This is a genomic window from Streptomyces sp. AC627_RSS907 (genome assembly GCF_019049165.1).
The window spans coordinates 1-20,046 of the sequence record NZ_JAGMUE010000103.1 but is presented as its reverse complement, the minus strand read 5'-3'; the positions used below and the strand labels follow the sequence as shown (position 1 = coordinate 20,046).

The window sequence follows — 20,046 nt, the reverse complement described above, 5'->3', positions numbered from 1 at the left end:
ACACGGACTCCTCGGGCGTGGGCCCCTGCGCGTGCTCCTCGGGCGGGGGCTGCGGCGAGGGGTCGCGGGACGGGGCGGGGCTCGGTGAGGCCGCCGGCGGGGGGTCGGCGGGGGCCGGAGCCAGCGGAGCCGTCGGACGTGGGGGCGACGCGGGGGCCGCCCACTGGAGCGGCAGCACGATCAGGGCGGCGGCGGCAGCGGCCACGACGGCGCCGGCCGCGGTCCGCACCAGGCGCCGACGGGACGCCGCCCGGCGGATCGCCTCGTAGCGGCCCGGTGGCGGGCCCAGGAAGTCGGCTCCCGGACGCAGCACGACCAGCAGCGGATCGTCGTCGTCCCGCTCGAACCCCGGGTCGTCCTCAAGGCGTGTGGTCAAGGCTTCTCCTCAGGTGGACGCGGAGCAGTTCGCGGGCCGCGTGGAGGTCGGCCTTGACGGTTCCTTCCTTGCGCCCGGTCAGCACGGACACCTCCCGGATCGGCATGTCGGCGTAGTAGTGGAGAAGGATCGGAACGCGCAGTCGCTCCGGCAGGGACTGTACGAGCAGGCGGACGGAGGGGTCGGCCTGCTCGGGGTACGGACGCACGGCGACCTCCGCGGTGACCCGGCGCACCGCCCTGCGCTCGCGCTCCAGTTTGCGCCAGTGGTCGCGGACGAGGTTGGCGGCGGTGACGTAGAGGAAGCCGCGCGGTTCCTCCACGTTCGTCCAGCGGGCCCAGAGCCGGGTGAACGCCTCCGAGGCGATCTCGTGGGCCGTCTCGTCGTCGTCGACGAGACGGCGGCACCAGCCGGCCAGACGCGGATACAGGGCGGCGAACAGGTCGGACGCCGCCCTGTCACGGGACCGTTTCAACGCTCTCCATGGTCGTGAGGGTATGCGGTACGCAGGGTCGGTCAGGAGGTCGCGGGGCTCGTCGCGGTCAGCGCGGCGAACACGATCACGTTGTCCCGGTACTCCTCGCCGACCCGTGGGCCGCCGCAGGTGATGAGCCGCAACTCCGGGCGGTCCACGTCCCCGTAGACGCCGTCCGTCGGGAACTCGGCCTTCGCGACGGTGCGTACGGAGGTGACGGCGAACGTGGCCACGGTGCCGTTCTCCAGGCGCGCCTCGATCCGGTCGCCCCCGTGCAGCTCGGCGAGCCGGCGGAAGACGCCGTCTCCGTGGGAGCCGACGGTGACGTGGCCGAGGATCACCGACGGTCCGAGCTGGCCCGGTGCCGGCGAGTGCCGGTACCAGCCCGCGCGGTCGTCGTCCGTGACGGGGGGCACCTCCACCGTGCCGTCCGCGGCCAGTCCCAGCCGCATCACCGGGGTGTCGACCCCGATGGCCGGGATGGCGAGGCCGACGGGGACCGAACGTCCGACGGACGGCGCCGACTTCGCGGAGGCGTGCGAAGGCGGTGGCGCCGTGGTCGCGGGGCGTGCGCGCGCGGCCCCGTCGTCCCCGGAGCCGCCGCAGCAGCCCACGAGGAGCGCGGCCAGCGCGGCGGTGGCGAGGGCGCGCCCGGAGAACGGACTCATGCTCCGGTCGCCGCCCGCCGGCGCCGGACGACGAAGAGGACCGCGCCGGCGGCGAGCACGGCACCGGCGCCCGCGCCGACGATCCCCGCGTCGTCGCCGGAGGACTGCGGTGCCGCCACTCCGGTGTCGGGTGCGCCCTCGGGTACGGCGGAGACCTGGCTCCCGGCCGGTGCCCGGGTGGGCTCGGCCGCCGGGGCCGGGGTGCTGACGGACGGCGCCGGCGCGGGCGCCTCGTTCGGTTCGGTGCCGGCGCTCGGGGCGTTCTCGGCCGGGGCGGCGACGGTGGGGGCGGGGGCCGGGTCGTCGGCGAACGCGGGAGCGGTGCCCATCAGTACGGCGGTGCACGCCAGGGCCACGGCGCTGAGGATGGTACGGCGCATCGGGTCGCTCTCTTTCGTCGTGTCACGTGTCGCACGGGCTGGGTGGCGCGTGCGGTGGTGGATCGAGCGGAGAGACGAGGCGGTGGCCGGCCGGGTTGTAAAGAGTCGGCAAAGTCGTCGGGTGCGTACCGGTCAGCGGCGCGTACCGGTCGCCGGCGGCGGGGGCTGCCGCTCCCCCGGCGCACGCGAGAGGGCCCGCACCGTACGGTGCGGGCCCTCTCGCTGTGTTCGCGCGCGTTACGCGGGAACGATGTTCTCCGCCTGCGGGCCCTTCTGGCCCTGCGTGACGTCGAAGTTCACTCGCTGGCCCTCCTGGAGCTCACGGAAGCCCTGGGTGGCGATGTTGGAGTAGTGGGCGAAGACGTCGGCGCCGCCGCCGTCCTGCGCGATGAAGCCGAAGCCCTTTTCCGAGTTGAACCACTTGACGACACCGGAAGCCATGTTTTTCTCCTGAGCAGTGTTGGAGGCCCGCACCGCGCGGGCCTTCTCATCTCGCTGCGATGATCACCTGCCCGGAAACCCGGTAACGCATACGGCAACCACAACTGCAACTGCCTTCGAGGCTAGCACGGAATACGCCCGCAGGCCGGAATGTGACACAGAATGCAGCACCGGGAAAAATCCGCCCGGGAAACCTCGCCGATTTCCCGGAGCTTAGCTTTTACGGCGTTCGGCGAATATCTGTTTCGCCTGCGTCAGATTTTCACTCCCGGTGCCGTTCTCCTGTGCCGCCGGTGCCTTCGGTCTCGCGGCGGAGTTCCTCGTTCATGCGCAGCGCCGCCTCCAGGTCGTCCTCCAGGCGGACGATGCGGCAGGCGGCCTCGATGGGCGTTCCCTGGTCGACCAGCTCGCGGGCGCGGGCGGCACGGCGCAGTTGCTGGCGCGAGTAGCGGCGGTGCCCGCCTTCCGAACGCGTGGGGCTGATCAGCTCCGCCTCACCGAGGGCACGGAGGAATCCGGGCGTGGCACCGATCAGCTCGGCCGCCCTGCCCATGGTGTACGCCGGGTAATGATCGTCGTCGAGCCGGTCGGCGGCCTGCGGCCGACCTTCGGCGTTCAGCCTGCTCTCCGGGGGCATGCATACCTTCCCGCGGACCGCTGGGGTCACGGCCCGCCGCAGGGAATCCGGTTCCCCCGCAACCTGAACTCTAGTCGCGCCCGCCGGATACCTCCCACGGCGAACGTACATCCGCGAGGACACGGCGGGTCACCCACCGCGGGGACTGCCCACGTCCGGACCGCCGGGTGCCCGGCAGGCGGGCACCCCCGGCGGGCGGGCCGCGCGGTGGCCGGCACGGACGGGCCGAGCCGCACGGTGGCCCACGCCGGCCGGTCCCGGGCGCCACGGGGCACGGGCGGAGTCCGGCAGGGAGTGGCGCAGACGGACCGAGCCGCACGGTGGCCCACGCCGACCGGTCCCGGGCGCCACGGGGCACGGGCGGAGTCCGGCAGGGAGTGGCGCAGACGGGCCGAGCCGCGCGGTGGCCGGCGCCGGCCGGTCCCGGGCGCCACGGGGTACGGGCGGGGTCCGGCAGGGAGTGGCGCGGACGGGCCGGGCGCTCCGCGCGGACGGGCCCGTCGGCGTCACACCCCGCCCTGGGTCACGACGCCGCCGCGGCCGGGCCCACCAGCTCCGACAGGACGTCCTCCATCGTCACGAAGCCCAGCACCGCGCCCGTCTCGCCGGTGACGGCGGCCAGGTGGCTGTCCTCGGTGCGCAGGGCGGTGAGGGTGTCGTCGAGCGGGGTGTCGATGCGGACCCGCGTGACCCGGTGCAGGGCCGTGCGCGGGAAGGGGCGGTCGCGGTCGGCGAGGCCCAGCGTGTCCTTGATGTGCAGGTAGCCGAGCACCGTGCCGCCCGGGCCGGTGACCGGCAGGCGGGAGTAGCCCGCTTGCGCGGCCAGGCGCTCCAGTTCCGCCGGGGTCACCGTGTGGGGGACCGTCCGCATCTTCTGGGCCGGGACCAGGATCTCGCCGACCGGGCGGGTACCCAGTTCCAGCGCGTCGCGCAGGCGCTCGCCGTCGGCCGGGGTGAGCAGGCCGGCCTCGCTGGCGTCGACCACCATGCGGGCCAGCTGGTCGTCGGTGAAGGCGGCCCCGACCTCGTCCTTCGGCTCCACCCGCAACAGCGTGAGCAGGGTGTTGGCGAAGGCGTTGATGCCGAAGACGACCGGCTTCAGGGCCCGGGTGAGGGCCACCAGCGGCGGGCCGAGGACCAGCGCGGTGGTCGCCGGGGCGGCCAGCGCGATGTTCTTCGGGATCATCTCGCCGATCAGCATGTGCAGGTAGGTCGCGAGCGCCAGGGCGATCGCGAAGGCGACGGGGTGCACCAGCGCGTGCGGCATGTGGACCGCCTCGAAGACCGGCTCCATCAGGTGCGCGATGGCCGGTTCCGCGACCGCGCCGAGCACCAGCGAGGAGACGGTGATGCCGAGCTGGGCCGTCGCCATCATGGCCGACAGGTGCTCCAGGCCCCACAGGGTCATCCGGGCCCGCTTGTCGCCCGCCTTCGCGCGCGGCTCGATCTGGCTGCGGCGCACGGAGATCAGGGCGAACTCGCCGGCCACGAAGAACGCGTTGGTCAGCAGCGTCAGCGCGCCGACGAAGAGCTGTACGACGGTCATCGGGCCACCTCCGGTTCCCGGTCGGCCGACGGGGCCGGCGCGGGCGCGGTGACCCGGAGGCGGTCGGCCCGGTGGTGGTCGACGTCGAGGACGTCCAGGCGCCAGCCGTCCAGGTCGATGACGTCGCCCTTGGCGGGAATGCGCGCGAGGTGGGTGGCGACCAGGCCGGCCAGGGTCTCGTACGGCCCGTCCGGCGCGGTGAGGCCGATGCGCTCCAGGTGGTCCAGGCGCAGCGAGCCGTCGGCCTCCCAGGCCGCGCGGCCGTCCTGCCCGACGGGTGCGGGCACCAGGTCCGGCACCTCGACGGGGTCGTGCTCGTCGCGCACCTCGCCGACGACCTCCTCCACGATGTCCTCGACGGTGGCCACGCCCGCCGTACCGCCGTACTCGTCGATGACGACGGCCATGGTGCGGCTGCTGCGCATGCGCTCCAGGAGCCGGTCGGCGGGCAGGCTGTCCGGCACCAGGAGCGGCGCCGTGGCCAGCTCGGTGACCGGGGTGACCGCGCGCCGCTCCGGCTCCAGGGCCAGCACGTCGCGGATGTGCACGGTGCCGATGACCTCGTCCAGGCTGTCCCGGTAGACCGGGAAGCGGGACAGGCCGGTGGCGTGGGTGAGGTTCGCGGCGTCGGTGGCGGTGGCGTGGGCCTCCAGGGCCTTGACGTCCACGCGCGGGGTCATGACGTTCTCCGCGGTCAGCTCGCTCAGGTGCAGGGAGCGGACGAACAGCTCGGCGGAGTCCGCCTCCAGGGCGCCCTCGGCGGCCGAGTGCTGGGCCAGGGCGACCAGTTCCTCGGGGCTGCGGGCGGACGCCAGCTCCTCGGCCGGTTCCAGGCCGAGGCGGCGCACGACACGGTTCGCCGTGTTGTTCAGGTGCCGGATGAACGGCCCGAAGGCGGTGGTGAAGCCGCGCTGCGGTCCCGCCACGACCTTCGCGACGGCCAGCGGGCGGGAGATCGCCCAGTTCTTGGGGACCAGTTCGCCGACGACCATCAGGACGACGGTGGAGACGGTCACGCCGAGCACGGTCGCCACCGTCGAGGCGGCACCGCCCAGGCCGGTCGCCGTCAGCGGGCCGCGCAGCAGCGCGGCGATCGACGGTTCGGCCAGCATGCCGATGACCAGCGAGGTCACGGTGATGCCGAGCTGGGCGCCGGAGAGCTGGAGGGTCAGGGAGCGTACGGCCCTCAGGGCGGCCACGGCGCGGCGGTCGCCGGACTCGGCGGCATCCTCCAGGTCACCGCGCTCGACGGTGGTGAGGGAGAACTCGGCCGCGACGAAGAGGGCGCAGGCCAGGGTGAGAAGGAGGGCCAGCAGGAGCAGCAGGACCTCGGTCACCGTGCCACCCCGCTTCCCTCACGCGCATACGGGGGGAACTGCGGGTCGGCCGTGGCACGGCCGGTACTGGGAGGCTCCATTACGGAACGGGACTCCTTTACGGGGTCGGTGGGGACCGGTGCCAGCCGGCCGCCCGAGAGTGTGCCTCTCATGGTAAAGGACGGGCAAAAACACAAGGAGTCCTTCGACCCTGTGCCTCTACTCGCCTGTAGAGAACGGCCGGACGGCTCCGCTTGTTCCCGGACGACCCCCTCCCACACCCGCCCCTCCCCCGCTTCGAGCCCGGCCACGTCCGGCCTGATAACTTCTACAGTCGTGTAGAGATCCGGCCCCCGACCCGTACGGAGTTCTCATGGCCCTGTGGGACCGCTTCAAGGAGTCCGCGTCGCAGATGCAGGCGCAGCTCATGGCGAAGAAGAACGACCTCAAGAGCGGCGCCTTCCGCGACGCGAGCATGGCGATGTGCGCGCTGGTCGCCGCCGCCGACGGAACCGTCGACCCCTCGGAGCGACAGCGGGTGGCCCAGCTCATCGGGACCAACGAGGTGCTGCAGAACTTCCCGGCCGACGATCTGCGCCGCCGCTTCGAGGACAACCTGAACAAGCTGACCGCGGACTTCGCCTTCGGCAAGGTCGGCATCCTCCAGGAGATCGCCAAGGCGAAGAAGAAGCCCGCGGAGGCGCGTGCCGTGATCCAGATCGGCATCGTCATCGGCGGCGCCGACGGGGACTTCGACAAGGACGAGCGGGCCGTGGTCCGCGAGGCGTGCTACGCCCTCGACCTGCCGCCGCACGAGTTCGACCTCTGACGTGCGCCCGGCTTTGCCGTAGATTCCGTGCGGGCCCGCGCCGCGGGCCCGCACCGTACGTTCACCAGGGGAGCGCCGTGTTCGGACTGAGCGAACTCGCGATCATTCTCATCGTCGTCATAGCCGTCCTCGCCGCCAAGAAGCTCCCCGAGCTGACCCGCTCGGCGGGCAAGTCGGCCCGCATCCTCAAGGCCGAGGCCCGCGCCGCGAAGGACGAGGAGCGGACGCCGCGGGGGGACCACGAGACGCCGCGCGTCATCCGGGGCGAGACGGTCCGCCGCGAGGACACCGGCTCCCGGGGCCCGTCCCAGAGCTGACCGCGCCCCACCTCACGCAACGGCTTCGCGGCCACCACGGCGCGTACGGTGCGGGCCCAGTTCGCGCAGGACCCCGCCGAGTTCGGCGCCGCCCCGTCGGCCCGCGTCGAGGCCACCGTCGCCGTACGGCTGCTGCTGCACCGGCACCGCGCTGACCCTCGCCGCCGACCCGGCGACGCTCACCTGGCGCACCAGCACCCTGCTGCGGGGACTGGCGAAGCTGCCGGTCCGCCTGGGCTGAGACGGGCGGCGGCCGGCATCAGGACGGGTCCTCCGGTACGGCCGACAGCAGGCTGTGCACGACCGGGCCCGCGGAGCCGCCGCCGGTGACGCCCTCCTCGACGACGGCGGCGACGGCGACGTTGCCGCGGTGCGCGACGAGCCAGCCGTTGTTGTCCTGGTCGTCGGAGACCTCGGCGGTGCCGGTCTTCGCGCCGATCTCGCCGGGCAGGTCGGCCAGGACGTGCGCGGTGCCGTCGGTGACGGTGGCCCGCATCAGCTCGCGCAGCCGGCTGACGACCGTACCGGGAAGCGGCTCGGTACGGGTCTCGTCCGGGGCCCCGGCGGTGACGGACGGCTGGTGGAACCGGCCGGAGACCGCGGTGGCCGTCACCGACGCCATGATCAGCGGATTGGCCTGGACGCGGCCCTGGCCGATCATCGAGGCGGCCTTCTCCGTCTCGTCCTTGGGCACCGGCACCGAGCCGTCGTACGTCGGGATGCCGATGTGCCACTCCTGGCCGACCCCGAAGTAGGTGCGGGCCACCTCGCCCAGCTCCCCGTCGTCGAGCTTGCCGCGCAGGCTGATGAACGCGGTGTTGCACGACTCGGTGAAGTCCTTGCGGAACGTGGCGCCGGGGTATTCGGAGGTCTCCACGTTGTGGAACTCCTTGCCGACGGTCAGGTACTTGGGGCAGTCCACGACGTCGTCGGGCCCGACCGCGTCCTTGAGCAGCAGGGCGCTGGTGGTGACGATCTTCCAGGTGGAGCCGGGCGCGTAGGTGCCGGAGGCGGCGCGGTTGAAGCCGCCGGACGGGGAGTTCGCCATGGCGAGGACCTCGCCGTTGTCGATCCGCAGGGCGACCAGGGCGGCGTTCTTGCCGTCGGCCTCGGTGAGCGCCTCCTCCGCGGCGGACTGCCAGTCGGCGTCCAGGGTGGTGCGCACGGGCCGGCCGGCCGTCGCCGGGTCGGGCTTCCTGCCGAAGGACGCCTCGGTGCGCACGGTCTCCCCGGTGGTCCGGTCGACGAGCTCGACCGCGCCGCGCGGTCCGCCGCCCGCGCCGCCGGCGAGCCGGCCCAGGAGCGGGGTCAGGGACGGGTACGCGCCGTTCGAGAGGGAGGTCCCGTCGCGGTCGGTGACCTCGGGCGGGGACGTCTCCTCGCGTTCGAGCCGGAACTTCTCGGTGTCGCTCAGCCGTGGGTGGACCAGGGACAGCCGCCACTCCACCTTCCAGCCGCCGTCGTCCTGTTCCCTCAGCGGGAGCCGTGACTCGTACGTCCAGGTGCCCAGGCCCGTGATCGGCATCCGGGCGGTGAAGGGGACGTCGAGGGTGCCGTCCCCGGTCTCCTCCGCCTCCCGCGCCGCCGTCAGCCGCGGCTTGTCGATGTCGAGCCCCGCGGTGAAGCTCTGCAGCACCTCCTGGGCGGTGCCGGGGCTGGTGGTGCGGCCGGCCGCGCTCGGCAGGCGACCGGCGGACCAGTCGGCGAGGAACGCGCGCGCCTGTTCCAGCGCGGCGGGGTCGGGGCCGTCGTCACCGCGTGCGAAGGGGCCGAGCCCGGCGGCGTAGGAGCCGCCCGCGGCGACCGCGAGGACGACTCCCACCGCGGCGACGGCCCGCACGCCGTTGCGGGGCCTGCGACGGCCGCGGGGGGTGAGGTGGGGAGAATCCGGCATCAGGGTTCCTGTCTGTGCGTCGGACCGCGTCACCGGTCACCCGGTGGCGAAGAAGCCGAGGATCGTGTCGGTGGCGTTCAGGGCCTTGCTGGTGGGGCCGAACCCCTTGGGCGGGGTGAGGGACGAACCCGGCCAGGTGTGACCGGCGCCGTGGACGACGAGGAGCTGGACAGTCCCCGCCGGGCCGGCCTCCCCTGACCCGTCCGGGGCGCCCGGGGCTGCCGCCGGGCCCGGTGTGTCCTTCAGCCGCCAGACGGTGTGGTCGTAGCCCTTCTTCTTCTCCGTGACCGGCTCGCCCGCGCCTCCCGCGACGGCGAACGCCTCCGCGCTGTCCCGGGCCGACAGGGTCGGGATGATCGGCTCCTTCGGGTCCGGCGGCGGGGAGGGCCAGCCCGCGAGGGGGCGTACGGGGTCGTCGGCGCCGTAGACGACCATGACGGGGACGGAGCCGGTGGGCTTCACCGCGGCGTCGCCCGTGGGCAGCTGCCCGGAGACCGAGGCGGCTCCCGCCAGCAGGCCGGGGCGCTGGGCGGCCATGCGCAGCGCCATCGAGCCGCCGTTGGAGAACCCGGCGACGTAGACCCGCTCGGGGTCGGCCCGCTCCGTGCGCACCAGGTGCTTGATCAGCGCCTCGGTGAAGCGCACGTCGAGGTCGGGGTCCGGGCGCTGCTCGGTCGCCCGGGTGCCCGCGCCCCAGCCGTTGGCCAGGCCCTCGGGGTAGGCGACCAGCATGCCGCGCGCCCCTGCGGCCCGCTCCAGCCGGCTCTGCTCGCGCAGCTCGGCGGCGTCGGACCCGCGACCGTGGAAGGCGATGACGAGCGGTCTCGGGCCGTCGGCGGCGGCGGGCCGGTGCAGGAGGTAGCCGCGGCTGTGGCCATCGACCCGCAGGTGCGCGCGGACGTCCGGCGCCGCGGTGGCCGTACCGCCGGACGGGGACGACCGGCTCGCCGGGGGCACCGGGTCCGGGCTGCCGGACTCGGTGGCGCAGCCGGCCAGGAGGACAGCGAGGGCGAGGACGAGCGGGCCGGGCCACCGGCGGGAGCGGCGCGCGAGGTCACTGGGGGATCGCATGACCCGAGGAGAGCAACCCCGCCGGGTCCCTGTCCAAGATTCATATGGATGTCGGATCGATCAATCCCCGATATGATTACTGGTCGTGGACCTGGTGCGGCACCTGGAGTGCTTCGTGGCTGTTGCAGAAGAGTCACACTTCGGGCGTGCCGCCACCCGCCTCGGCATGGCCCAGCCGCCTCTGTCGCAGCGCATCCAGCGGCTGGAACGCGAGCTGGGCGTCCGGCTCTTCGAGCGCACCAGCCGACAGGTGACGATCACCGAGGCGGGCACGCTGCTGCTCGCCGAGGCCCGTGAGCTCCTCGCCCGCTCCGAGTCGTTCCTGACCACCGCGCGCCGCATCCGGGACGGCGAGACGGGCCTGCTGCGCGCCGCGCTGTCCCCCGACATCTCCGGTGAGGCGGTCGCCGCCCTGCTGGCCGGCTTCCGGCACCGTCACGCCGGCCTGGAACTGGAGCTGCACGAGCTGTCCACGGCCCAGCAGCTCGCCGCCTTCGCCGCCCACGAACTGGACGTCGGCCTCATCCACCACCCGTGCGACGTGGCCGGTCTGGAACTGGGCCCGGTCCTGCGCCGGGACCTGGGCGTGCTGCTGCCGCGCGGCGCTGCCCAGGCCGGGCTCGACGAGGTGCCGCTCGCCTCGCTCACCGGCTACGACCTGATCCTCTTCCCCCGCGCCAACGCCCCCGCGGTGTACGACGACCTGCTCACCGCCTGCGCCCGGGGCGGCTACACGCCCGGCGCCGTACGGCACGGCCAGGGCACCAGCTTCGTACGCGGACTGGTGCTGTCGGCCGGGGCCGTCGCCCTCGGGCCCCGCGACACCCGGCTCGCCGCCCCCGGTGACCCCGAGCTGGTGTGGCGTCCGCTGGCCGGGGCCCCGTTGGCCTGGCGGCACTCGGTGGCCTGGCCCAAGGGGCGTGGCGACGCCGCCGTCGGCGCCTTCGCGGACGCGGCCACCCACGCGCTGCGCACCGCGGCCGGCGCACGCCCCGAGGCACCCGCCCGGCCGCTGCACCTTCGTCCGGCATCGGAGTTCTGGCTTTGACCGACACCGCCACCACCGGCCGTCTCCACGCGGCCTTCGCCGATGCCGGGGTCACCGGCTGGCTGCACGCCGTCGACATCGACTCCGGGGCGCAGGTCGACGCCGGGGCGGACCAGCCGGTGTGCACGGCCAGCGTCCACAAGCTGTGTGTCCTCGTCACGCTGCACGAGCAGGCGGCGGCCGGGCTGCTGGACCTCACCGAGCAGGTCGAGTGCCCGCCCGCCGGACGCACCCCGGGACCCACCGGGCTCGCGGCCATGCTCGACCCGGTCCGGCTCTCCCTGCGCGACGCCGCGTTCCTGATGATGTCGGTCAGCGACAACACCGCCGCCGACCTGCTGCTGCGCCGGGTCGGTCTGGACGCCGTCAACCGCACCACGGCCCGGCTCGGCCTCACCCGCACGCGGGCGGTGTACGGCTTCGGCGACATGCTCGCCGCCCTGCGCGAGGACACGGGGGCGGCCGGCGCCGGCGCCCTGTCCGACCCGCATGTCATCACCCGGCTGCGGGCCCTCGACCCGGCCCGCACCAATCACAGCACGCCCCGGGACATGACCCGGCTGCTCACCGCCCTCTGGCGGGACGAGGCGTGCCCGCCCGAGTACGGGGCCGCCATGCGCCGCGTCCTCGGCCTCCAGGTCTGGCCCCACCGCCTGGCCTCGGGCTTCCCCTTCGACGACGTCCACGTGGCCGGCAAGACCGGCAGCCTCCCGACCCTGCGCAACGAGGTCGGCGTCGTCGAGTACCCCGACGGCGGCCGCTACGCCGTGGCCGTCTTCACCCGTACCGCCCACACCGCGGCCGTCCTCCCGGCGGCGGACGCCGTGATCGGCACGGCGGCCCGGATCGCGGTGGACGCGCTGCGGGCACCGTGACGCGGCGGGCGCCATGCGGGAACGGGCGGCGCCCGCCCGACCGGGGCTCGTCGTCGCGGTGACCGGGACGGCGCACGGCGGCGGGGGCGACGGCCCCGCAGCCCGCGTCAGCCGTCGTTGTCCCGCCAGCGCCCGCCGCTCGGGGCCGAGTCGAAGCGGGTGGCCGCCGAGGCGTTGCCGCTGAAGTCGTTGCCGGTTACCCGGCCGCCGGTCCAGGTGGCCTCGGGCGCGATCCACAGGGCGTGGGTCTGGGTGCGGGGGTGGCCGTCGTCCCGGACGCGGTTGCCGTGCACGTACGGGTGGGCGACGGCCGCGGCGGCGGTGAGACCGGTGCGCGGGGCCGGCGCGTCCGGGAGGCGGTAGGCGGCGCCGGGCGCCGGAGTGCCGTCGGGCCAGGCCGTCTCCGCGCCGGGGCGCTCGGGGGCCAAGGTGAGTTCGGTGCCGGTGTTGCCGGTGACCACGGCGGTGACCTCGGCGTTCGGGGTGTCGACCGTCAGCCGCTTGCCCCGGTGGCCGTCGGGGAGCCAGTCGGCGTTCGCGTCGGTCAGGGACAGGGGGCCGCAGCGGACGCCGTCGCCGCCCCCTTCCGTCGCCGGTGCGGCCCGGCGGCCGTTGTTCCGGACGCGGTTGCCGAAGATCGCCGGCTCGTGCAGCGGGGCGTCGAGGCGGACGCCGTCCAGGGCGTTGCCGCTGATGTCGTTGGACTCCAGGACGATGTCCGTGGCGGGTTCCTGGTCGCCGCCGGCCAGGTTGTGCTGCCAGTAGCCGTACCGGCCGTTCCCGCTGACGCGGTTGCCGCGGAAGGCGTACGGCCCCGGCGTGTTGCCGAGCGCGATCCCGTCCCCGGGGTTGCCGTCGATGACGCACCCGGTGACGATGCCGCCGCGCCCGCCGATGCTGGTCGTGCCCTGCGCCGACACGTCGTACCCGGCGACGTGGTTGCCGACCATGGTGCAGCCGGTGACGAGCAGGCCGTCGGCGCCCCAGTCGGAGATGCCGTAACGGTTGCCCTCGGTGTGGCAGGCCGTGACCCGGATGCCGCGCGGCGGGACCCAGTCGTCCTGCTGGAGTTCGAAGAAGATGCCGTTGGTGCCGTTGCCCCGGGCGGTGCAGTCGGTCACCGCCGTCCGTTCGACCGGCCCCCAGCCGCCGACCCCGATCCCGATGCCCGCGCCGCCCATCTGCTCGCCGGGGTCCTGCCGCCCGCACCGCTCGGCCAGCACCCCCTCGACGACGGTGTCCTGGAGGAAGTCGCACCCGAAGCCGGTGGCGGCGGTGTCGTGGATGTACAGGTCGGTGAAGCGACCGCGGAGCACGTACTGGAGGCCCAGCCCCTTGGCCAGGACGTCGTACTCCTCGGTCCGCACCCGGGAGCCGTCGATCTCGAAGTGCGCGAAGGTGACGTCGGCGATGTGGTGGTCCCGGCCGGCGCCGTGCTGGGCGGTCGTGAACCAGGCCAGCGGCACCGGCTGGGCCGGGGCGCCGGGGTTGCACAGCATGAAGCAGGTGGCACCGCGTCCGGCGCCGATCAGCGAGACACCGCTGCGCCAGAGCACGGGCCGGTCCCGGATCACGTACCGCCCGGCGGGCACGCGTACGGTGCGCGGCCGTCCGTCCGCGGCGGTGGCCTCCCCCAGGGTGTCCACCAGCTTCTGCAGTGCCGGCCGGTCGTCGGCGGCACCGTCCCCTACCAGGCCGAACACTTGGGCGTCGGCCGTCAACGGCGCGGTCATACGGGCGCTCCCTCCACCGGTGGTGCTCGGGCGGGCGGCCGGTGCCGGCATCACCCGCGTGGCGACCGGGTACCAGCCACCGGCCCCGCTCAATCACCGCGGGAGCGCCATGAGACCGCTCGGACATTTCGGGCGCTTTATCTCATTCCGGGGTACATAATCAGAACATGAGTACGGCAACGCTTGTACAGCTGGCCGCGTCCTCGCACGCGCTCAACATGACAGTGGCCTTCATCGGCGGGCTGGTGATCGCCGGCGCGCTGATCTGGGCCGTACGGATGGGCATGAGCGTCATGGAACGAGAACCGGACCGCCCTCATGCCGACGAACAACCCCACCTCCCCGACACCGGTGCCGTCCATGAGGAACGGGAGATGCGGGAGCCCGACGAGATCCCGCTGAACGCGGACGGCAGCCCACGGCTCATGCCGTACCAGCTGCACCACTCGGGCAGCCGCCGGTGCGACGACCAGAAACGGCACCGCTGGCTGCCGGGGTCGAGCGGCGCCTTCGGCAGCGGCGGGCCGGGGCACGTGTGACCCCGCGCGGGTGACCGCGCACGGGTGAGGACCCCGTCCCGGGTGGGGGGCGGGGTCCTCACCGAGGCAGCGTCCCGCCCCCCGCCCCGGGACGGGTTCCGGGCGCCGGGCGCCCGGTGCCGGGTGCGTGTCGGGTGCCGGGTGCGTCTCCGGTGCCGGGCACGCCTCCAGTGCCGGGCACGCCTCCGGCGCCGGGCACGCCTCCGGCGCCGGGCACGCCTCCGGTGCCGGGTGCGTGTCGGGTGCCAGGTGCGTCTCGGGTTTCGGGTGCCGGCCGGCCCCGACGCGTGTGGCGCTCGGGGAGCCGTCTACCGCCCCAGCCACACCGTCGTGTCCGGCCCCAGTCGGCCGTCTTCCAGCGGTGCGCTGCTCAGCAGCACCTCCCCCGCCGGCCGGTCGACCGTCGTCCCGGACAGGTTGGTCACGCAGCGCCAGCCCTCCGACCGGTCGAACTGGAGGACCCCGGGCGGTACGTCGTCCGCCCAGGTCAGCGACTCCCCGTCGAGCAGCTTGCGGCGCAGCCGCAGGGCCGTGCGGTACAGCTCCAGGGTCGAGCCCGCCACCCCGTCCTGCGCCTGCACGGAGTACGCGGCGAAGCTCGGCGGCTGCGGCAGCCAGGCCGCGGCCGCGCCGAAGCCGTACGAGGGTCCGTCCGTCGTCCACGGCAGCGGCACCCGGCACCCGTCGCGGCCCTTGCGGACGTGCCCCGTCTGCTCCCAGATCGGGTCCTGGAGGACCTCGGTGGGCAGGTCGGCCACCTCGGGCAGGCCGAGTTCCTCCCCCTGGTAGACGTACGCCGAGCCGGGCAGCGCCAGCATCAGCAGCGTCGCCGCGCGGGCCCGGCGCAGGCCGGTCCGCTCGTCGACGGCCGGAGCGCGTCCGCCGGACAGCAGCCAGGCGTCGGGGTCGGTGCCCGGCGGCAGGGCCAGGCGGGAGGTGTGGCGGATCACGTCGTGGTTGGACAGCACCCAGGTCGCCGAGGCACCGGCGGCGCGGGCGTCGGCCAGCGAGCCGGTGATGATCTCGCGCAGTTCGTCCGCGTCCCAGCCGCCCTGGAGGTACTCGAAGTTGAAGGCCTGGCCCAGTTCGTCCGGGCGGGCGTACAGCGCGCGCCGGGCCCCCGGGACCCAGGCCTCGGCCACCGCCATCCTCGGCGGGTCGTAGGCGTCGAGGATCTTGCGCCAGTCACGGTAGACCTCGTGGACGTCGTCCCGGTCGTAGAAGGGGTGGGTGCCGGGGGCGAACTCCACGAGCGCCGCCTCGCCGCTCAGCTCGGGAGCGCCGAGGTCGCGCAGCGGCTCGGTCAGGTCCTTGACGAGCGCGTGCGCCACGTCGACGCGGAAGCCGTCGACGCCCCGGTCGCACCAGAACTTCAGCGTGGTGCGGAAGTCGGCGCGGACCTGTTCGTTCTCCCAGTTCAGGTCGGGCTGCTCGGGGGTGAACAGGTGCAGGTACCACTGCCCGTCGGGGACCCGCTTCCAGGCGCTGCCGCCGAAGACGGACTGCCAGTCGGTGGGCGGGTGCTCCCCGTGCTCACCGCGGCCGTCGCGGAAGACGTAGCGGTCACGGGCCGCGGAACCGGGGCCCGCCTCCAGGGCCTCCCGGAACCACGCGTGGCGGTGCGAGGTGTGGTTGGGGACGACATCGACGATGACCTTCAGACCGAGGCGGTGCGCCTCGCCGGCCAGGGCGTCGAAGTCGTCCAGGGTGCCCAGCCGGGGGTCGACGTCGCGGTAGTCGTCGACGTCGTAGCCGCCGTCGGCGAGCTCGGAGGGGTAGAACGGGCTGAGCCACAGGGCGTCGACGCCCAGGGCGGCCAGGTGGGTCAGGCGCTGGGTGATGCCGCGCAGGTCACCGAGCCCGTCGCCGTCGGCGTCGGCGAAGCTGCGGGGGTAGACCTGGTAGATGACGGCCTGGCGCCACCAGTTGGGGTCCTTGGACGACAGGTCGGGCGCGCTGGTGGTGCTGCGAACGGTCACGCGGTCTCCTTCGCGGTGCGTGCGGGCGACACGAATGGATCTGTGGAATCCGTTGGATCCGTTGGAACTGTTGGAACTGTTGGATCTGTTAGGTCTGTCCAGATCACCCGAAAAGTGAACACGCGGGGCGAGCGACGCGCCGGTTCCCGCGCACTCGTTCCCGCGCGCTCGCGTGCGAGCCGTGTGCGCGCCTGGGGGGCTCACCCGGACGGCTCCGCACGCTGGTGGCGGGGCGTGGGCGGTGGTGCCGTGGAGACGTGCCCGTTTCCGAACGGCGCCGGTCGCCCCGGTCCCCAGGAGGCAGCCCGATGCAGCACGCCCCCGCCGCACGCCCCCTCCTCGCCGCCGCGCTCTCGGCGGCCCTGACCCTGACGGTGGCCGCCTGCTCGGCCGGCGGGCCGGAGACGGACGGGCCGGTCGACGCCGCGCCCGTGACCACGCAGGCCCCGGCCGCCCTTCCGTCGCCCACCGTGCCGCCCGCGCTCACCCGGGGGCAGGCGCGGTCCGCCCTGATCACGGAGGCCGACCTGGGGGAGGCCTGGGAACCGACGCGGGGCGCCGCGACCTGGCGGGACGAGGTGCTCAAGGCCACCGCCGAGCGACCCGACTGCCGACGCCTGCTGGACGTCCTCTACACCGAGGAGCTCTTCGGCGCCGCCACCGCCGCCCGCGCCACGGCCGCCCTGGACGACCCGGCCGACGAGGCCCAGCTGCACTACCGGATCACCTCGCACCGCGCTGCCGACATCGACCGGACGCTGGCCTGGCTCGCCACGCTGCCGGACACGTGCGGCCGGTTCACGTCGCGGGCGGCGAGCGGTGCCGCCCGCGACGTCCGGGTCGCCGGCGTGACGCTGCCGCGGGCGGGGGACGCCCGGCAGGGCCTGCGGGTGACGGTCCGCGGCGCCTCGGCGGACGCCGAGGGGGCCGAGGGGGCGGAGGGGGCCGTCCTCACCCTGGACCTCGTCGCCGTGCGCCTCGGTGACGACGCGATCAGCCTCACCAACGGCGGCCTCGGCGAGATGGCCGACGACGCCACCTGGACGGCCGTGGAGGTCGGGACGCGGAGGCTCGCGGAGGTCCGGCGGCAGGGACGGGCACAGGTCTGACGGTCGGACGGGCCGAGAGCACCCCCAGTGATCACGGACCGACGGGCCGAGCCGAACACCTACCGCCGCCCCGAGGCGAGCTCCCTAGTGGTCGCGGTCGAAGCGCTGCCGGTGGGTGACCACCTCGTGGGCGACGTCATAGGCCGTGCGGTCGCGGGCGAACGCGTCGGCGCGCAGGCGGGCCAAGGCCTCGTCGGGGCCGACTCCCAGCTGGACCATGATCATGCCGACGGCCTGGTAGACCTCGTCGTGGTCGCCGGCCAGTCCCTCCAGCCAGGTCTCCTCCCCTCGCGGCAGTGCGATCAGCGCCACCGTCATCACACCGGCCACGAGCCGTGCCGTGCGCAACTGCGGGCCGGTCAGTCCACCGGGGGTGTCGCGGTAGAGGTCGAGGGTGCCCAGGCACGCCGTGCCGCTGCCCAGCGGCAGCGCGTAGACCGCACGTACGCCGACGGCCGTCGCCTGCTGGGCGAAGACGGGCCAGCGGCCGACGTCGGCACCGGCCGTCAGATCGCAGGCGAGCACCGGGGCGCCCGACTCGGCGGCGCTCGTACAGGGTCCGGCGCCGAGCGTGGCCTGGATCTGCGCCAGGTACGTCGCCCGCGCGCCGCTCGCACACAGCCGGACCGGAACGCCCTCACCGCGCAGCGACGCGCTCGCGCCGGTCACCGGCAGCAGCCGTACCGCCGTCTCGCACAGCCGACCGGGCACCTCGTCGGGCGGGGCGCCCCGCACTTCCTCGGCGATCACCTGAGCGGCACGTGACCCCTCCGGGGGCCACCGGGGTTCGTCGCCGGGCCGCACGCGCACCACCTCCTTCCCTCACGCGGCCGGAGGCTCGGCTACCCGAGCCCGACCCGGGGAAACCGGCGGTCCGCAGGTCACGGTGGGAGCCCGACGGCCGGGCCGGGCGACGGCCGGAGCCGCCGCCCGGGCCCCCTACAGCGGCGGCTGCGCCGGCGCCGGGCCGAGGGTGGTGGTGCCGGGGGCCGTGCGGTGCCCCAGCCCCGTCCGGTAGGCGTCCAGGGCCGCCTCCACCCGCCCGGTGCGGCGCAGCAGGTCGCCCAGCAGCCGGCACAGGTCGGCCAGGTCGCCGGCCGCGCCCGCCCGCTCCAGCAGGCTCAGTGCGCGGACGTAGTGCTCCTCGGCGGCCTCGGTGTCCCGGGCGTCCTCGGCGATGATGCCGAGCAGCCGGTGGGCGCCCGCGGCGTGCACGGCGCCGCGTTCGGAGGAGAGGTCGTCCAGCACCCCGTGCAGCAGCTCGGCGGCCTCCTCTGACTTGCCGCGCCGGTGCAGTACGTCGGCCAGCTCGACGGCGACCTGACTGCTGTAGAGGGCGGCGCGGTGGGCGGAGAGCATGCCGAGTGCCTCCCGCATCTCCTCCTCGGCGCGGGGGAGTTCGCCGTTCTGGGCGTAGACGTAGCCGCGCATCCAGTGGCAGTTCGCCAGCTCGGTACGGAGCTGCAGCGTGCGGTACAGCTCGGCCGCCTTGGCCAGCGAGGCGTCGGCCTCGGCGAGGCGGCCCTCGGCGAGGAGGGTGCGGGCGACGGAGCGGTGCATGCGCGCCACCAGCGCGGGGTCGCCGGCGCTGGGGGCGAGGGAGAGGGCGAGCTCGGCGGCCTGGGCGGCGCGGGCGTGGGCGCCCATGTCCATGTACGGGCCGATGGCGCTGGCGTAGAGCAGCAGCAGCGCGTCGGGGTCGTGCAGGCCGCCGCGGTTCAGCTCGTCGAGGGTGGACTCGAGGAGGTAGACGGCGTAACGGAGTTCCCCGGCGAGGTAGTGGGCGAGGGCGCGTCCGCGCAGGGCCGGGACGCGGGCGGGCAGGGGGGCGCCGGCCTCGGCGAGGCACTCCTCGGCCCGTTCGAAGTAGCGCCGTCCGGTCACCAGCTCGCCGGTCTCCACCGCGCACTCCCCGAGCCCGAGCAGCGCGGCGGCCCGTTCCTCGGTCAGCTCGTACTCCTCGGCCTCGGCGAGCAGCGCGGCGTACTGCCCGGCCGCCTGTTCGGCGCCCTCGGTGGCGAGCGTGCGCCGCGCCTCGGTGAGCCTGAGCCGCAGGTCGGTGGCGAGCCGCGCCGGGCGCCCGGTGGCCAGCTCCTCGTAGCCGACGCCGAGCCGTTCGGCGAGGTGCCGCAGCGCCTCGTCGGAGGGGCGGACGCGGCCGGCCTCCAGGGTGGAGATGTAGGCGGGGGTGTACGCCGGTTCGGCGAGCTGTCGCTGGGTCATGCCGCGCTCGGCCCGCAGTCGCTGCACCCGGCGCCCGATGGCCTCCCGGTCGTCACGGTCCCCCACTGCCAACTCCCCCTGTGGCTCTTGCCGTTCGACTCCCACGGCCCTAGGTTAAACCGCGGATTAAGCGCACTTAACGAACGCTTGGGACCAGCGCTCGACACCCTCCCCCACGATCCGCAGAGGACGCCGTGCCCGGACGCACCCGCACCGCCGAACGTTACGCCAGAGCCCTCGCCGCCGCCGTCACCGCCGTGGCGGCTCTGGTACTGGCCGCCAACGCGGGCCCGGCGCGGACACCGGACGAGCGGCCCACGGGCGGGGACGGCCACGGGCGGGTGGTGGAGCACGTGAGCGGCTACGCGCCGGGACACCCGGTGGCCCCGGTGGCCGGCCCGGCTCCCTCGGACGTCTCGGCCCCCGCAGACCGCTCGGCCCCCCTCGGACGTCAGGGCCCCCGCTGACCGCTCGGCTCCTCGGGCGTCTCGGCCCCCACCGACCGCTCGGCCCCCTCGGACGTCAGGGCCCCGCTGACCGCTCGGCTCCTCAGGCGTCTCGGCCCCCACCGACCGCTCGGCCCCCTCGGA

The 20,046-nt window shown here is 74.6% G+C and carries 22 protein-coding genes; 7 read left to right on the top strand and 15 right to left on the bottom strand.

Going from position 1 to position 20,046, the window contains the following annotated elements:
• From KUM32_RS22850 to KUM32_RS22815, 8 genes are all read right to left on the bottom strand, one after another.
• Positions 1 to 376, bottom strand: a 376-nt coding sequence (locus KUM32_RS22850; RefSeq protein ID WP_254405976.1) for a hypothetical protein, incomplete at its 3' end; no start/stop codon positions are given.
• On the bottom strand, positions 360 to 851 hold the full coding sequence (locus tag KUM32_RS22845) for an RNA polymerase sigma factor (protein ID WP_217143809.1): 492 nt from the start codon (positions 849 to 851) through the stop codon (positions 360 to 362). The genes KUM32_RS22845 and KUM32_RS22850, both read right to left, overlap by 17 nt.
• A 41-nt stretch (positions 852 to 892) precedes the next feature.
• Complete coding sequence (locus tag KUM32_RS22840) at positions 893 to 1,519, bottom strand: class F sortase (protein WP_217143808.1); 627 nt, start codon at positions 1,517 to 1,519, stop codon at positions 893 to 895.
• Positions 1,516 to 1,899 (bottom strand): LPXTG cell wall anchor domain-containing protein, encoded by a 384-nt coding sequence (locus KUM32_RS22835; RefSeq protein WP_217143807.1) that lies wholly within the window; start codon positions 1,897 to 1,899, stop codon positions 1,516 to 1,518. Before KUM32_RS22835 ends, KUM32_RS22840 begins: the two co-directional genes overlap by 4 nt.
• A gap of 237 nt (positions 1,900 to 2,136) precedes the next feature.
• Positions 2,137 to 2,340: a cold-shock protein gene (locus KUM32_RS22830; RefSeq protein WP_217143806.1), complete on the bottom strand. Its 204-nt coding sequence runs from the start codon at positions 2,338 to 2,340 to the stop codon at positions 2,137 to 2,139.
• A 262-nt stretch (positions 2,341 to 2,602) separates the two neighbouring features.
• Positions 2,603 to 2,977: a MerR family transcriptional regulator gene (locus KUM32_RS22825; protein WP_217143805.1), complete on the bottom strand. Its 375-nt coding sequence runs from the start codon at positions 2,975 to 2,977 to the stop codon at positions 2,603 to 2,605.
• A 523-nt stretch (positions 2,978 to 3,500) separates the two neighbouring features.
• Complete coding sequence (locus tag KUM32_RS22820; RefSeq protein ID WP_217143804.1) at positions 3,501 to 4,523, bottom strand: hemolysin family protein; 1,023 nt, start codon at positions 4,521 to 4,523, stop codon at positions 3,501 to 3,503.
• Entirely contained in the window at positions 4,520 to 5,860 is a 1,341-nt protein-coding gene (locus KUM32_RS22815; RefSeq protein ID WP_217143803.1) for a hemolysin family protein, read from the bottom strand. The genes KUM32_RS22820 and KUM32_RS22815 overlap by 4 nt, the downstream gene beginning before the upstream one ends.
• 352 nt (positions 5,861 to 6,212) lie before the next feature.
• Between KUM32_RS22815 and KUM32_RS22810 the strand changes: the two genes are divergently transcribed.
• Together KUM32_RS22810 and KUM32_RS22805 are read left to right on the top strand one after the other, a co-directional pair.
• Entirely contained in the window at positions 6,213 to 6,668 is a 456-nt protein-coding gene (locus KUM32_RS22810; RefSeq protein WP_217143802.1) for a tellurite resistance TerB family protein, read from the top strand.
• 77 nt (positions 6,669 to 6,745) lie between these two features.
• The gene (locus KUM32_RS22805; protein ID WP_217143801.1) at positions 6,746 to 6,985 is read left to right on the top strand and encodes a twin-arginine translocase TatA/TatE family subunit; all 240 of its coding nucleotides are present in this window, start codon (positions 6,746 to 6,748) and stop codon (positions 6,983 to 6,985) included.
• 12 nt (positions 6,986 to 6,997) lie between these two features.
• On the opposite strand, the gene KUM32_RS44750 is transcribed toward KUM32_RS22805, so the two are convergent.
• From KUM32_RS44750 to KUM32_RS22790, 3 genes are all read right to left on the bottom strand, one after another.
• Positions 6,998 to 7,177 (bottom strand): hypothetical protein, encoded by a 180-nt coding sequence (locus KUM32_RS44750; RefSeq protein WP_217143800.1) that lies wholly within the window; start codon positions 7,175 to 7,177, stop codon positions 6,998 to 7,000.
• Between the two features lie 67 nt (positions 7,178 to 7,244).
• Positions 7,245 to 8,879, bottom strand: coding sequence for a penicillin-binding transpeptidase domain-containing protein (locus KUM32_RS22795; RefSeq protein WP_217143799.1), 1,635 nt, complete (start codon positions 8,877 to 8,879; stop codon positions 7,245 to 7,247).
• Between the two features lie 36 nt (positions 8,880 to 8,915).
• Positions 8,916 to 9,950: a PHB depolymerase family esterase gene (locus tag KUM32_RS22790; protein WP_217143798.1), complete on the bottom strand. Its 1,035-nt coding sequence runs from the start codon at positions 9,948 to 9,950 to the stop codon at positions 8,916 to 8,918.
• Positions 9,951 to 10,065: 115 nt separating this feature from the next.
• Between KUM32_RS22790 and KUM32_RS22785 the strand changes: the two genes are divergently transcribed.
• Positions 10,066 to 10,998: a LysR family transcriptional regulator gene (locus tag KUM32_RS22785; protein WP_308408699.1), complete on the top strand. Its 933-nt coding sequence runs from the start codon at positions 10,066 to 10,068 to the stop codon at positions 10,996 to 10,998.
• Entirely contained in the window at positions 10,995 to 11,873 is an 879-nt protein-coding gene (locus tag KUM32_RS22780; RefSeq protein WP_217143796.1) for a serine hydrolase, read from the top strand. Before KUM32_RS22785 ends, KUM32_RS22780 begins: the two co-directional genes overlap by 4 nt.
• Positions 11,874 to 11,980: 107 nt before the next feature.
• Here the strand turns inward: KUM32_RS22780 and KUM32_RS22775 are convergent, their stop codons facing one another.
• A complete protein-coding gene (locus KUM32_RS22775) occupies positions 11,981 to 13,606 on the bottom strand; it encodes a right-handed parallel beta-helix repeat-containing protein (RefSeq protein ID WP_217143795.1) in 1,626 nt (541 codons plus the stop codon).
• Positions 13,607 to 13,773: 167 nt separating this feature from the next.
• On the opposite strand from KUM32_RS22775, the gene KUM32_RS22770 reads away from it, so the two are divergent.
• Complete coding sequence (locus tag KUM32_RS22770; RefSeq protein ID WP_217143794.1) at positions 13,774 to 14,145, top strand: DUF6479 family protein; 372 nt, start codon at positions 13,774 to 13,776, stop codon at positions 14,143 to 14,145.
• A gap of 308 nt (positions 14,146 to 14,453) precedes the next feature.
• On the opposite strand, the gene KUM32_RS22765 is transcribed toward KUM32_RS22770, so the two are convergent.
• Positions 14,454 to 16,124, bottom strand: coding sequence for an alpha-amylase family glycosyl hydrolase (locus KUM32_RS22765; RefSeq protein WP_217143793.1), 1,671 nt, complete (start codon positions 16,122 to 16,124; stop codon positions 14,454 to 14,456).
• A 308-nt stretch (positions 16,125 to 16,432) separates the two neighbouring features.
• Here KUM32_RS22765 and KUM32_RS22760 point away from each other — a divergent pair, with 308 nt between their 5' ends.
• Entirely contained in the window at positions 16,433 to 17,233 is an 801-nt protein-coding gene (locus tag KUM32_RS22760) for a hypothetical protein (RefSeq protein WP_217143792.1), read from the top strand.
• Positions 17,234 to 17,317: 84 nt separating this feature from the next.
• On the opposite strand, the gene KUM32_RS22755 is transcribed toward KUM32_RS22760, so the two are convergent.
• Positions 17,318 to 18,043, bottom strand: coding sequence for a GAF and ANTAR domain-containing protein (locus KUM32_RS22755; protein WP_374227541.1), 726 nt, complete (start codon positions 18,041 to 18,043; stop codon positions 17,318 to 17,320).
• A 129-nt stretch (positions 18,044 to 18,172) separates the two neighbouring features.
• Entirely contained in the window at positions 18,173 to 19,522 is a 1,350-nt protein-coding gene (locus KUM32_RS22750; RefSeq protein ID WP_217143790.1) for a helix-turn-helix transcriptional regulator, read from the bottom strand.
• A 128-nt stretch (positions 19,523 to 19,650) separates the two neighbouring features.
• Here KUM32_RS22750 and KUM32_RS22745 point away from each other — a divergent pair, with 128 nt between their 5' ends.
• Entirely contained in the window at positions 19,651 to 19,923 is a 273-nt protein-coding gene (locus tag KUM32_RS22745; protein WP_217143849.1) for a hypothetical protein, read from the top strand.
• Positions 19,924 to 20,046: the final 123 nt, after the last annotated feature.

Excerpts from the sequence above, each read along its gene's own strand:
- KUM32_RS22840 (WP_217143808.1), bottom strand. The coding sequence starts at position 1,519 with ATGAGTCCGTTCTCCGGGCGCGCCCTCGCCACCGCCGCGCTGGCCGCG.
- KUM32_RS22835 (WP_217143807.1), bottom strand. The coding sequence starts at position 1,899 with ATGCGCCGTACCATCCTCAGCGCCGTGGCCCTGGCGTGCACCGCCGTA.
- KUM32_RS22830 (WP_217143806.1), bottom strand. The coding sequence starts at position 2,340 with ATGGCTTCCGGTGTCGTCAAGTGGTTCAACTCGGAAAAGGGCTTCGGC.
- KUM32_RS22825 (WP_217143805.1), bottom strand. The coding sequence starts at position 2,977 with ATGCCCCCGGAGAGCAGGCTGAACGCCGAAGGTCGGCCGCAGGCCGCC.
- KUM32_RS22820 (WP_217143804.1), bottom strand. The coding sequence starts at position 4,523 with ATGACCGTCGTACAGCTCTTCGTCGGCGCGCTGACGCTGCTGACCAAC.
- KUM32_RS22810 (WP_217143802.1), top strand. The coding sequence starts at position 6,213 with ATGGCCCTGTGGGACCGCTTCAAGGAGTCCGCGTCGCAGATGCAGGCG.
- KUM32_RS22795 (WP_217143799.1), bottom strand. The coding sequence starts at position 8,879 with ATGCCGGATTCTCCCCACCTCACCCCCCGCGGCCGTCGCAGGCCCCGC.
- KUM32_RS22790 (WP_217143798.1), bottom strand. The coding sequence starts at position 9,950 with ATGCGATCCCCCAGTGACCTCGCGCGCCGCTCCCGCCGGTGGCCCGGC.
- KUM32_RS22775 (WP_217143795.1), bottom strand. The coding sequence starts at position 13,606 with ATGACCGCGCCGTTGACGGCCGACGCCCAAGTGTTCGGCCTGGTAGGG.
- KUM32_RS22770 (WP_217143794.1), top strand. The coding sequence starts at position 13,774 with ATGAGTACGGCAACGCTTGTACAGCTGGCCGCGTCCTCGCACGCGCTC.
- KUM32_RS22760 (WP_217143792.1), top strand. The coding sequence starts at position 16,433 with ATGCAGCACGCCCCCGCCGCACGCCCCCTCCTCGCCGCCGCGCTCTCG.